The following is an 11,530-nucleotide window of genomic DNA, read 5'->3' on the forward strand; positions in this document are numbered from 1 at the left end:
AGATGTGTATAAGAGACAGCTACAATGCCCGCCCTTAAAGTGGGGGATCTCCCCTTACCGCTGCACCTGGTGCATGCGGATCTGACCTGTCATCAGAACGAGAACAAACATGTTTAAACCGGAACTCCTTTCCCCGGCGGGAACGCTGCAAAATATGCGTTACGCTTTCGCCTATGGCGCCGACGCCGTGTATGCGGGCCAGCCGCGCTACTCGCTGCGCGTGCGTAATAACGAATTCAACCACGAGAACCTGCAGCTCGGCATCAACGAGGCGCATGCTCTGGGTAAAAAATTCTACGTGGTGGTCAACATCGCGCCGCACAACGCCAAGCTGAAAACGTTCATCCGCGACCTGAAGCCGGTGGTGGATATGGGGCCGGACGCGCTGATCATGTCGGACCCGGGTTTAATCATGCTGGTTCGGGAGAACTTCCCGGAAATGGATATTCACCTCTCCGTACAGGCTAACGCCGTCAACTGGGCGACGGTGAAGTTCTGGAAGCAGATGGGGCTGACCCGCGTCATTCTGTCTCGCGAGCTTTCCCTCGAAGAGATCGAAGAGATCCGCACTCAGGTGCCGGACATGGAAATTGAAATCTTCGTTCACGGCGCGCTGTGCATGGCCTACTCCGGCCGCTGCCTGCTCTCTGGCTATATCAACAAGCGCGACCCGAACCAGGGCACCTGCACCAACGCCTGCCGCTGGGAATATAACGTCCAGGAAGGCAAAGAGGACGATATCGGCAACATCGTCCACAAGCATGAGCCGATCCCGGTGACGAACGTTGAGCCGACGCTAGGCATCGGCGCGCCAACCGACAGCGTGTTTATGATTGAAGAAGCCAAGCGTCCGGGCGAGTATATGACCGCCTTTGAAGACGAGCACGGCACCTACATCATGAACTCAAAAGATCTGCGCGCCATCGCCCACGTTGAGCGCCTGACGCAGATGGGCGTGCACTCCCTGAAGATCGAAGGCCGCACCAAATCCTATTACTATTGCGCGCGTACCGCACAGGTGTACCGCAAAGCCATCGACGATGCGGCGGCCGGTAAACCGTTCGATACCAGCCTGCTGGAAACGCTGGAAGGCCTGGCGCACCGCGGCTATACCGAAGGCTTCCTGCGCCGTCATACCCACGACGACTACCAGAACTACGAGCACGGCTACTCCGTTTCCGAGCGCCAGCAGTTTGTCGGCGACTTCACCGGCGAGCGCAAAGGCGCGCTGGCGGCGGTGGCGGTGAAAAACAAGTTCACCAAAGGCGACAGCCTGGAGCTGATGACCCCGCAGGGCAACATGAACTTCACGCTGGAGCATCTGGAAAACGGCAAAGGCGAAGCGATTGAGGTTGCGCCGGGCGACGGGCATACCGTCTGGCTGCCGGTTCCGGAAGAGGTGGAGCTGAAGTTCGCGCTGCTGATGCGTAACTTCAACGGTGAAAGCACACGTAATCCACACGGCAAATAGTCAATCAGGGAAATTTTTTCGCGCTGGGATAATTCTTAGAATCGGATCACATACCGCTTCGTTCAATACGGGTATTATCCCCCCGCTGAAAAACATAACCCATAAATGCTAGCTGTACCAGGAACCACCTCCTTAGCCTGCGTAATCTCCCTTACGCGGGCTTATTTTTTGCCTTTCATCCAGTTCTTACCCGCTTTTTTCCTCTCTGCTATACACTCTTACTAACGCTAAAAAAGGGAGCAGCGAGGATGGCAACCTATCCAGACAGTTTATTGATTCTCAATGGCAAAAGTGCAGGCAACGATCCGTTGCGTCAGGCGATTATGAGTTTGCGTGACGACGGCGCACGTATCCACGTGCGCGTGACGTGGGAAAAAGGCGACGCGGCACGCTATATCAACGAAGGCTTAGCGTTAGGTATCAGCACCATCATTTCCGGCGGCGGCGATGGCACCATCAATGAGATCGCCTCTGCGCTTATCGACCTGCCACCGGCAGATCGCCCGGTGATGGGCATATTACCGCTCGGCACCGCCAATGATTTTGCCACCAGCGCCGGGATCCCAGAAGATTTAGAGAAGGCGCTTCAGCTGGCGATCCTCGGCAAAGCCACCGCCGTGGATATCGCCCAGGTGAATGACAAAACCTGCTTTATCAATATGGCGACGGGTGGATTCGGCACGCGCATTACCAGCGAAACGCCGGAAAAACTGAAGGCGGCGCTGGGCGGCGTGTCATACCTGATCCACGGTTTGATGCGTATGGACACCCTCAAGCCGGACCGATGCGAAATTCGCGGTGAGGCTTTTCAGTGGCAGGGTGACGCGCTGGTGATTGGGATTGGCAACGGACGTCAGGCAGGCGGCGGACAGCAGCTCTGCCCGGAGGCGCTGATTAACGATGGTCAGCTACAGCTGCGCATTTTCACCGGTGACGGTCTGCTGCCCGCGCTGTTTACCACGCTGACGCAGCCGGAAGAGAGCCCGAATATCATTGACGGTAAATCGGCGTGGTTCAAGGTGAATGCGCCGCACGGGATGACGTTTAACCTCGACGGAGAGCCGCTTAGCGGGACACAGTTCCGCATTGAGGTATTACCCGGCGCGCTGCAGTGCAGGCTGCCGCCGGACTGTGTGCTTTTGCGCTGATGTTTCACACGGTGCGCGATGATGCCCTCACCCCAACCCTCTCCCACAGGGAGAGGGAGATGGAGACGTCAGGCAATTGTGACTTTACTGTCCAGATAGATGTCCTGAACCGCATTGATCAGCTTCACACCGTCGGCCATTGATTTCTTGAACGCCTTACGGCCAAGGATCAGCCCCATGCCGCCCGCGCGTTTGTTGATAACCGCCGTACGCACCGCGTCTGACAGGTCAGTATCGCCGCCCGCCGCGCCGCCGGAGTTAATCAGCCCTGCACGACCCATATAGCAGTTCGCCAGCTGGTAGCGCACCAGGTCGATCGGGTTATCGCTGGTCAGCTTGCTGTAAACGCGATCGTCGGTGTAGCCAAAGTTCACCGCCTTATAGCCACCGTTATTCTCCGCCATTTTCTGCTTCACGATGTCTGCGCCAATGGTCGCCGCCAGATGGTTCGCCTGGCCGGTCAGGTCGGCCGACACGTGGTAATCCACCCCGTCTTTTTTGAACGCCGAGTTACGCAGGTACGCCCAAAGCACGGTCACCATACCCAGCTCGTGCGCGCGCTCAAATGCCGCAGAGATCTCTTCAATCTGACGACGGGACTGTTCAGAGCCGAAGTAAATCGTCGCCCCGACGGCCACCGCCCCCATGTTGAACGCCTGCTCGACGCTGGCGTAGAGGGTCTGGTCATACTCGGTGGGGTAGCTGAGAGTTTCGTTGTGATTCAGCTTCACGAGGAACGGAATGCGGTGGGCATAGCGACGCGAAACCGAAGCCAGCACGCCGTAGGTGGAGGCTACACAGTTACAGCCCGCTTCAATCGCCAGCTCAACAATATTCTTCGGATCGAAGTAGAGCGGATTCGCCGCGAAAGAGGCGCCCGCCGAGTGCTCAACGCCCTGGTCCACCGGCAGAATAGAGAGATACCCGGTGCCGCCGAGTCGCCCGGTGTTGTAGAGGGTCTGCATGTTTCGCAGAACCGCAGGCGGACGGTTGTTATCCACCATCACGCGGTCAACGTAGTCGTGACCAGGCAGGTAAAGCTGGTCGGCTGGAATGGTCATACAACGATGCTGTAAAAGGCTGTCGGCGTCTTTGCCAAGCAACTGCGCAATATCAGTCATGTGATACTCCCGTAAATCCGACGTCGTGTCGGTGTGTGTTTATCCAGTCCCATCTTTTATGGGCAGACTAAGCCTGGTACCGACTTAACAGATTTTCCACCATATGCATTTTTTTTCAGCACAATCTGCTGGCTCGATTCGTGTACAACAAAACTGTTACATTGATCAAACAATCGCCACAAAGGTATTTAATAGGTATTATTGAGTGGTATGTTAAAGGCGTACCTTATCTGACATGCAGGATTAAAAAATGAAAACGAAAGTCCAACTGTCATTCATGATGTTTGTTGAATGGTTTATCTGGGGCGCGTGGTTTGTGCCATTGTGGCTGTGGCTGAGCAAAAGCGGGTTTACCGCCGGGGAAATTGGCTGGTCTTACGCCTGTACCGCGATTGCCGCGATCCTCTCTCCTATCCTGGTCGGCTCGCTGACGGACCGCTTCTTCGCCGCGCAGAAAGTGCTGTCGGTGCTGATGTTCGCCGGCGCGATCCTGATGTACTTCGCCGCACAGCAAACCCAGTTCAGTACCTTCTTCCCGCTGCTGCTGGTGTATTCCCTGACCTATATGCCGACCATCGCGCTGACCAATAGCATTGCCTTCGCGAACGTGGACGACGTTGAGGCTGATTTCCCGCGTATCCGCGTGATGGGCACTATCGGCTGGATCGCCTCGGGGCTGGCGTGCGGGTTCCTGCCACAGATGCTCGGCTACAGCGATATTTCCGATACTAATATTCCGCTGCTGATGACCGCAGCCAGCTCCGCCCTGCTCGGCGTCTTTGCCCTGTTCCTGCCGAACACGCCACCGAAAAGTACCGGCAAGCTGGATTTCAAAGTGATGCTGGGGCTGGATGCGCTGGTCCTGCTGCGCGACAAAAACTTCCTGGTGTTCTTCTTCTGCTCGTTCCTGTTCGCCATGCCGCTGGCCTTCTACTACATCTTCGCCAACGGCTATCTCACCGAAGTGGGGATGAAAAACGCCACCGGCTGGATGACGCTCGGCCAGTTCTCAGAAATCTTCTTTATGCTCGCCCTGCCGTTCTTTACCAAACGCTTTGGTATTAAGAAGGTCTTACTGCTGGGCCTGATTACCGCCGCCATCCGCTACGGCTTCTTTGTTTACGGTGGCGCTGAACAGTACTTCACCTACGCCCTGCTGTTCCTCGGCATCCTGCTGCACGGCGTGAGCTATGACTTCTACTACGTGACCGCGTACATCTACGTGGATAAAAAAGCGCCGGTGCACATGCGCACCGCCGCGCAAGGCCTGATTACGCTGTGCTGTCAGGGGTTTGGTAGCCTGCTGGGTTACCGCCTGGGCGGCGTGATGATGGAAAAAATGTTCGCTTACAAAGAGCCGGTGAATGGGCTGACCTTCAACTGGGCCGGAATGTGGACATTTGGTGCAGTCATGATTGCCGTGATTGCCGTGCTGTTTATGCTGTTTTTCCGCGAATCGGATAAAGAGATCACCGCAATTGAGGTGGTTGATGGCGATACCGCGCTGACACAAGGGGAAGTTAAATGAAACAAGACCGTATTCTCGGGGCCCTTTACGGCCAGGCGTTAGGGGATGCGATGGGCATGCCGTCGGAGCTATGGCCGAGAAAGCGCGTCAAGGCGCACTTCGGCTGGATCGACCGCTTTTTACCCGGCCCGGCAGAGAATAACGCGGCCTGCTATTTCAAACAGGCAGAGTTCACCGATGACACCTCGATGGCGCTGTGCCTGGCCGATGCGATCATCGAGTGCGATGGGGAGATTAACGCGGACGTTATCGGCAAGCATATCCTGAACTGGGCGCTCGACTTCGACGCGTTCAACAAGAACGTGCTCGGCCCGACCTCGAAAATTGCGCTTAACGCGATTCGTGACGGGAAGCCGGTCAGCGAGCTGGACAACAACGGCGTGACTAACGGGGCGGCGATGCGCGCCTCCCCGCTGGGCTGCCTGCTCCCGGCGACGCGGCTGGAGCACTTTGTGAACCAGGTGGCGCAGGCCTCCAGCCCGACGCATAAATCGGATCTCGCCATTGCCGGCGCGGTGGTGATTGCCTGGGCGGTTTCCCGCGCCATCGACGGGGAACGCTGGCAGAACATCGTCGATGCCCTGCCGGGGATCGCCCGCTATGCGCAGGAGGCGAAAACCACCACCTTCAGCGCGTCGCTCGCGGCACGCATTGAGCTGGCGCTTAAGACCGTGCGGGACGCCAACGGCATCGACTCCGCCAGCGAGCAGATTTATCAGCTCACTGGCGCAGGTACCAGCACCATTGAGTCCGTTCCGGCAGCCATCGCGATGGTTGAGCTGGCGGGAACCGACCCGAACCGCTGCGCCATTTTATGCGCCAATCTGGGTGGCGATACCGACACCATTGGCGCGATGGCGACGGCCATCTGCGGCGCGCTCCACGGCGTGCAGGCCATTGACCCGGCGCTCAAAGCCGAACTCGACGCCGTTAATCAGCTCGATTTCGGTCACTACTGCGAAAAACTGCTGCACTTCAGGGAGCAAAGGGAGGGCGTATGAATGCATTTGCCCAACGTCTCGACACCCTGCACGCCACGCGCCCGGTGACGGTGTTGGGCGCGGCGGTGATTGACGTCATCGCCGACGCCTACGCCCTGCCCTGGCGCGGGTGTGATATCGAGCTTAAACAGCAGGGGGTGAATATCGGCGGCTGCGCGCTGAATATCGCCATCGCCCTGAAACGGCTCGGCATTGCGGCGCAAAACGCCCTTCCCGTCGGCCACGGCGTGTGGGCGGATATTATCCGTAACGCAATGGCGAAGCAGGATCTGCACAGCGCCGTGGAGGCTGAAACCGGCGACAACGGCTGGTGTCTGGCGCTGGTGGAGCCTGACGGCGAGCGCACCTTTATGTCCTTTAGCGGCGTCGAGAACCAGTGGCAGCAGCGCTGGCTTGACGAGCTAAACGTCCCGCAAAATAGCCTGGTTTATCTCTCCGGCTACCAGTTGGCCTCGCCGTGCGGCGAGCTGCTGACGGGCTGGCTTGAAGGGCTGGAGGACGTGACGGCGCTTATCGATTTCGGCCCACGCATCGCGGATATCCCCGACGCGCTGATGGGGCGGATTATGGCCTGCAGGCCGATCGTGTCGCTTAATCGTCAGGAAGCGGAGCTCGCTGCTGAAAGGCTGGGCGTTGAGGCTGAAAACCTGGGCGAGGAGTGGCAGCAGCGCTTCGGCGCCGCGCTGATTGTGCGGCATGATAGAGACGGGGCTGCCTGGTATGATGGCGACGCATCGGGCGTTGTTCCGGCGTTTCCCGCCACGGTAGTGGACACCATTGGCGCTGGTGACAGCCACGCGGGCGGCACGCTTGCCGGGCTGGCGGCGGGATGGTCGCTGGCAGACGCCGTTCTGCTGGGGAATGCCGTGGCGTCCTGGGTGGTGAGCCATCGCGGCGGCGACTGCGCACCCACTCGTGAGGAATTACTCCTCGCACACAAAGACGTATAGGTCGCTGCGACAGTAGCTGATGCTGTACTCAATCGGCCGGTGCTGCTGGTCAAGCGCAACCTGCTTGATCACCAGCACCGGTATTTTTTCGTCCATCTTAATGTGCGCCTGAAACTCGCTGTCCGGCATGCGGGCGCTGACCCGTGAACGGGTGCGCTGCGGGAAGATATTCTGACTGCGGAAATAGTCGTACAGCGAAATTCCTATCGCATCCGGTTCGGGAATGAGCCCGACCGGCACCCAGGACTCTTCAATCGACACCGCATCGTCATCCACATAGCGAATACGCTTCAGCAAAAAGACGTCGCTGTTCGGCTCCAGCGACAGGTGGCCCGCCACCTCTTCCGGGCATTTCACCACGCGTTTATTGACCCAAAGCGTATTAGGCGTTTTACCGCGTAGCACCACCTGCTGAGAGAACCCGCGAGCTTCCTTGAGCGAGTATTCGAAGATGTTGTTAATTTGTGTGCCGTAACCCCGGGCACGCGTGACAACGCCCTCGGCTTCCAGCGCCTGCATCGCTTTGCGCACGGTGATCCGCGACACGCCGGTTAACTGGCTCAGATCGCGCTCGCCGGGCAAAATGTTCCCGTGCTCGAGCACGCCGCTGCGCACCGCGTTTTTTACCGTTTCGGCAAATTTCAGGTACAGCGGCGTGTTGTCAGGCGCGGCGATCCGTTCAGTCAGTTGAGCGATTAACCGGGTATGCGCTTGTTCCATCTCTGTTTTCTCAGGCGTGGTGTTTCCTGCCAGTATACTGGGTTACCACCACGCATGAAAATGATGAACCGGCCCAATACCGTGACCGACCTCCAGAGTATCGGCTTTTGCCAGCGCCGCCGAGAGCCAGATTTTCGCTTCTCGCACCGTTTCAGCCCAGCCGTCATGCCGCGGGCGCAGCGCCGCCAGCGCGGCGGAGAGAGTGCACCCCGTGCCGTGGGTGTTTTTGGTCTGTACGCGCGGAGCCGTAAAACGTTGCTCGCCGTCGCGGGTAAAGAGCCAGTCCGGGCTTTCAGCGTCATCCAGATGACCGCCTTTCATCAGCACCGCCCCGCAGCCCATCGCCAGCAGCGCAACCCCCTGCTCTTTCATTTCGCGTTCAGTTTGCGCGTGCGACGTGCCTAACAGCGCGGCGGCTTCCGGCAGATTGGGCGTGATGAGCGCCACCTGCGGCAGCAGCTTATTGCGCAGCGTCTCAACGGCGGAGGCGGAGAGCAGCGGATCGCCGCTTTTTGCCAGCATGACAGTATCCAGCACCACGTTTTGCACCTGATAGCGTTTAAGCCGCTCGGCCACCGCCTCCACAATGTCCGTTTCGGCCAGCATGCCGATCTTGGTGGTATCAATCCGCACGTCGCTGAACACCGAATCCAGCTGCGCGGCAACAAAATCCGGCTCGATACGGTAGACCGACTGCACGCCGCGCGTGTTTTGCGCTACCAGCGCGGTAATCACCGAGCAGCCATACGCGCCAAGGGCCGAGAAGGTTTTCAAATCGGCCTGGATGCCCGCGCCGCCGCTGGGGTCGGTACCGGCAATGGTCAGGGCGTTAATCCGCTTCATGCCTGCTCCTCCAGCGTGTAGAGCGCGTCCAGGAACGCGCTGGTAAAACTGCCTGGCCCGCGCGAGCGCGCAACGGCTGCCGTTCCGGCGCGCTTCATCCATCCGCAGGCGGCGGCAACATTATCCAGCCGGTCCCCCGGCAGCGAGCAGCTCGCCGCCACAACGGCAGAAAGCGCGCACCCGGTTCCCACTACGCGCGTCATTAACGGGTCTCCGCCCGATACCGTTCGGGTCCGCTCTCCGTCAGTGATGTAGTCCACCTCGCCGGTGACCACGACAATGGCATGGGTCTGGCGGGCCAACGCCTGAGCGGCAGGCAACGCGCTGGCGGCGGTGTCGGTGGTATCAACGCCGCGCCCGCCCGCGCTCATTCCGGCCAGAGCCAGGATTTCGGAGGCGTTGCCGCGAATGGTGGTCGGGTTCAGGGCCAAAATTTGATGGCAAAAACGGGTTCTGAACGTCAGGGCACCCACCGCAACCGGGTCCAGCGTCCAGGGTTTGCCTGCCGCAACCGCGCTTTCAATCGCCCGACGCATCGACTGGGCGCGCGGTGCGGTCAGCGTGCCGGCGTTGATTAACAGCGCATCGGCTATCGCGGCAAACTGTTCGGCCTCTTCGGCCTCAATCACCATCGCGGGGGATGCGCCAAGGGCCAGCAAAACGTTGGCCGTAAAGGTCTGTACGACGTCATTGGTCATGCAGTGGGTCAGCGGAGAACGGGTACGGAAGTGGTGTAAAACGTGTAAATCGAGCAGGTCAGGCTGCATGGGTTCGCTCCTGCCTTGCGTGAAGAAGCGATGACCGGGAAGGCATCTGACTTCCCTACGCTGGCATTATCCAGATCAGGTAATACGGGTATTTCTCAGCCTTCAACGAAGAAGGGCACCCCGAGTCATTTGGTAAGAATTGACTTACTTTTGCCAGATTAGGGGAAGTTGCTGGCTGACGCAAGCGACCTTGTGAGGATCGCATCTTCACGCAGGGTTGGTGCGAAAGAAAGGGCTGGCAGCGATAATTACAGAACAATATGCCACTTTTTTAAATCAACACCATTCGCTATAACATTTCCATTACGTCCAAAAAACATCCACTTTTTCAGGGTGTAAGAAACAGCTCTACCAACATAATTTTTTCCGCTTTCAGTTAGTCTATTTTATGTTTCATAAAGTATTAAATCTTATTTCGAATGAAATATAAAGTGAGTCCCAAACCGTTTAACCCCGCTAAACATTCAGCCTCTCTATCAAGGGGTTACTGCGAAACTCGCGGTTCCCCCCTTACCTTATAAGTTAATGTAAACATTGAGATATTTTCCTTCACCTCTTAAAATTCACTTTAGCTATTCATGCCATCTATGATTTAGATCAATATCCAAAAGCTCGCATTAATTGATAGTTACTGCACGTTACGAATTAAGTGATTTATTCAAAATTTAACGTAACTCCGTTATTTTAATCAGGCGTAACCAGACGTTACATCAACAAGCCAGGATAGCCAGCCTTGCCCATTTTTACTTTTTAAATGATGAGTGTTTTACAAATGAAAGTTGTTAAAAATGCCGTTACTGCTTTTGTATTTGGTGTTATTTTCACTGGCTCTATGAACGTAACTCAAGCAGCTGATGTAAACGTAAACCTTAACGATAACGTATTCAATTCAGGTTCTTTTATTCAGGTCCAGGGGACTGACAATACCGCTTATAATCTGGATAATATGAAAGCTGAAAATGTAAAACAAGACGGGCAGATCTATAACTTACAAGGCGATCGTGAGCGGATGCAAAACGAGATTGACGCAAGTAATGGTAATATCAGCACTAACGCCAATAATATTTCCTCTCTTCAGACTTCTGTCTCTAGTGTCGATCATGAAGCTAAATTAGCAGGCGCTCTTGCTGACACCGCTAATAAAAAAGGTGATGCGGCATTACAGGGCGTGCTGACTAACGGAACTGCAATTGCTAATATTGAAACTGTTAACGCTGTCCAGGATAGCCGCCTTGCAACTGTTGAAGCTACTAACGGTATACAAGATGGCCGCCTGTTAGCTCTTGAGAATGCACCAAAACCAACTAACGGCGTTGATGGAAAAGACGGCGCTAAGGGTGAGAAAGGCGATACCGGCGCACAGGGCGTTGCCGGAACTAACGGACGTGACGGAGCGAATGGTAAAGACGGCAAAGATGGAAAAAATGGCGTGATGACCACTGTGACACGCACGCAGGTAGACACGACAACACAGGCTAAAGTCGCTACTAATAGTCAGGCGGTTACGGCCGAGGCTCAGGAGCTGCAGGCGACCAAACAGACATTACAGGCTCTGAATAACAACGCTAATCAGCAATTTAAATCGCTGCGTGAGGAAGTCGATAATAACAAGAAAGAAGCAAACGCAGGTATCAGCGGCGCGATGGCGATGGCCGGTTTACCTCAGGTGCAAACAAATCAGCGCGTGATGTTCTCGGCTGGCGGTGCGACTTACAACGGTGAAAGCGCGTTAGCGGTTGGGGCGTCGGTTAACTTTAACGAACATATGGTTGGTAAAGTGAGCTTCTCTGATGACACAGCAAATAATATGGGGGCTTCAGTCGGCGTAGGGATTGGCTTTTAATAAATAACCAGTATGACAAAATACATTGTTATCTCTGTAATAGTGTACCTGATGCTTATTATCGTTGGCGCATGGTTAGGTATTATGTATCAGGCTTATTACTGTCTCTTATACACATCTGACGCTGCCGACGACGGA

The 11,530-nt window shown here is 56.3% G+C and carries 10 protein-coding genes and 1 riboswitch; of the genes, 6 read left to right on the forward strand and 4 right to left on the reverse strand.

From position 1 onward, the window contains the following. The first annotated feature begins 109 nt into the window (after positions 1-109). Positions 110-1,471, forward strand: a complete 1,362-nt coding sequence (yegQ, locus tag HBA26_RS21830) for a tRNA 5-hydroxyuridine modification protein YegQ (RefSeq protein WP_008500866.1) — start codon at positions 110-112, stop codon at positions 1,469-1,471. A gap of 248 nt (positions 1,472-1,719) precedes the next feature. Beyond that, positions 1,720-2,619: a lipid kinase YegS gene (gene yegS, locus HBA26_RS21835; RefSeq protein WP_166721046.1), complete on the forward strand. Its 900-nt coding sequence runs from the start codon at positions 1,720-1,722 to the stop codon at positions 2,617-2,619. A 68-nt stretch (positions 2,620-2,687) separates the two neighbouring features. Here yegS and fbaB read toward each other — a convergent pair whose 3' ends face one another. Further along, on the reverse strand, positions 2,688-3,740 hold the full coding sequence (gene fbaB, locus HBA26_RS21840; protein ID WP_126345324.1) for a class I fructose-bisphosphate aldolase: 1,053 nt from the start codon (positions 3,738-3,740) through the stop codon (positions 2,688-2,690). A 250-nt stretch (positions 3,741-3,990) separates the two neighbouring features. Between fbaB and HBA26_RS21845 the strand changes: the two genes are divergently transcribed. Genes HBA26_RS21845 through HBA26_RS21855 form a run of 3 tightly spaced genes read left to right on the forward strand, consistent with a single transcriptional unit; the run spans position 3,991 to position 7,219 of the window. Continuing rightward, positions 3,991-5,268: a nucleoside permease gene (locus HBA26_RS21845; RefSeq protein ID WP_028013818.1), complete on the forward strand. Its 1,278-nt coding sequence runs from the start codon at positions 3,991-3,993 to the stop codon at positions 5,266-5,268. After that, complete coding sequence (locus HBA26_RS21850) at positions 5,265-6,269, forward strand: ADP-ribosylglycohydrolase family protein (RefSeq protein ID WP_047367942.1); 1,005 nt, start codon at positions 5,265-5,267, stop codon at positions 6,267-6,269. The genes HBA26_RS21845 and HBA26_RS21850 overlap by 4 nt, the downstream gene beginning before the upstream one ends. After that, the gene (locus HBA26_RS21855; protein WP_126345325.1) at positions 6,266-7,219 is read left to right on the forward strand and encodes a PfkB family carbohydrate kinase; all 954 of its coding nucleotides are present in this window, start codon (positions 6,266-6,268) and stop codon (positions 7,217-7,219) included. The genes HBA26_RS21850 and HBA26_RS21855 overlap by 4 nt, the downstream gene beginning before the upstream one ends. On the opposite strand, the gene HBA26_RS21860 is transcribed toward HBA26_RS21855, so the two are convergent. Genes HBA26_RS21860 through thiM form a run of 3 tightly spaced genes read right to left on the reverse strand, consistent with a single transcriptional unit; the run spans position 7,193 to position 9,549 of the window. Then, a complete protein-coding gene (locus HBA26_RS21860; RefSeq protein WP_028013821.1) occupies positions 7,193-7,939 on the reverse strand; it encodes a GntR family transcriptional regulator in 747 nt (248 codons plus the stop codon). The genes HBA26_RS21855 and HBA26_RS21860 overlap by 27 nt on opposite strands. A gap of 42 nt (positions 7,940-7,981) precedes the next feature. After that, entirely contained in the window at positions 7,982-8,782 is an 801-nt protein-coding gene (thiD, locus tag HBA26_RS21865; protein ID WP_126345326.1) for a bifunctional hydroxymethylpyrimidine kinase/phosphomethylpyrimidine kinase, read from the reverse strand. Beyond that, on the reverse strand, positions 8,779-9,549 hold the full coding sequence (gene thiM, locus HBA26_RS21870; protein ID WP_166721047.1) for a hydroxyethylthiazole kinase: 771 nt from the start codon (positions 9,547-9,549) through the stop codon (positions 8,779-8,781). Before thiM ends, thiD begins: the two co-directional genes overlap by 4 nt. A 35-nt stretch (positions 9,550-9,584) precedes the next feature. Next, positions 9,585-9,682: riboswitch (TPP riboswitch) on the reverse strand. Between the two features lie 639 nt (positions 9,683-10,321). Between thiM and HBA26_RS23005 the strand changes: the two genes are divergently transcribed. Beyond that, the gene (locus tag HBA26_RS23005; protein ID WP_241235448.1) at positions 10,322-11,392 is read left to right on the forward strand and encodes a YadA-like family protein; all 1,071 of its coding nucleotides are present in this window, start codon (positions 10,322-10,324) and stop codon (positions 11,390-11,392) included. The last annotated feature ends 138 nt before the right edge of the window (positions 11,393-11,530 follow it).

The organism is Enterobacter sp. 725m/11 (assembly GCF_011683705.1).
Taxonomy (GTDB): Bacteria; Pseudomonadota; Gammaproteobacteria; order Enterobacterales; family Enterobacteriaceae; genus Enterobacter; species Enterobacter bugandensis.

Bases quoted from the DNA above. Each gene is read 5' to 3' on its own strand.
- fbaB (WP_126345324.1), bottom strand. From the start codon at position 3,740: ATGACTGATATTGCGCAGTTGCTTGGCAAAGACGCCGACAGCCTTTTA.
- HBA26_RS21850 (WP_047367942.1), top strand. From the start codon at position 5,265: ATGAAACAAGACCGTATTCTCGGGGCCCTTTACGGCCAGGCGTTAGGG.
- thiM (WP_166721047.1), bottom strand. From the start codon at position 9,549: ATGCAGCCTGACCTGCTCGATTTACACGTTTTACACCACTTCCGTACC.
- HBA26_RS21855 (WP_126345325.1), top strand. From the start codon at position 6,266: ATGAATGCATTTGCCCAACGTCTCGACACCCTGCACGCCACGCGCCCG.
- HBA26_RS21860 (WP_028013821.1), bottom strand. From the start codon at position 7,939: ATGGAACAAGCGCATACCCGGTTAATCGCTCAACTGACTGAACGGATC.
- yegS (WP_166721046.1), top strand. From the start codon at position 1,720: ATGGCAACCTATCCAGACAGTTTATTGATTCTCAATGGCAAAAGTGCA.
- yegQ (WP_008500866.1), top strand. From the start codon at position 110: ATGTTTAAACCGGAACTCCTTTCCCCGGCGGGAACGCTGCAAAATATG.
- thiD (WP_126345326.1), bottom strand. From the start codon at position 8,782: ATGAAGCGGATTAACGCCCTGACCATTGCCGGTACCGACCCCAGCGGC.
- HBA26_RS21845 (WP_028013818.1), top strand. From the start codon at position 3,991: ATGAAAACGAAAGTCCAACTGTCATTCATGATGTTTGTTGAATGGTTT.
- HBA26_RS23005 (WP_241235448.1), top strand. From the start codon at position 10,322: ATGAAAGTTGTTAAAAATGCCGTTACTGCTTTTGTATTTGGTGTTATT.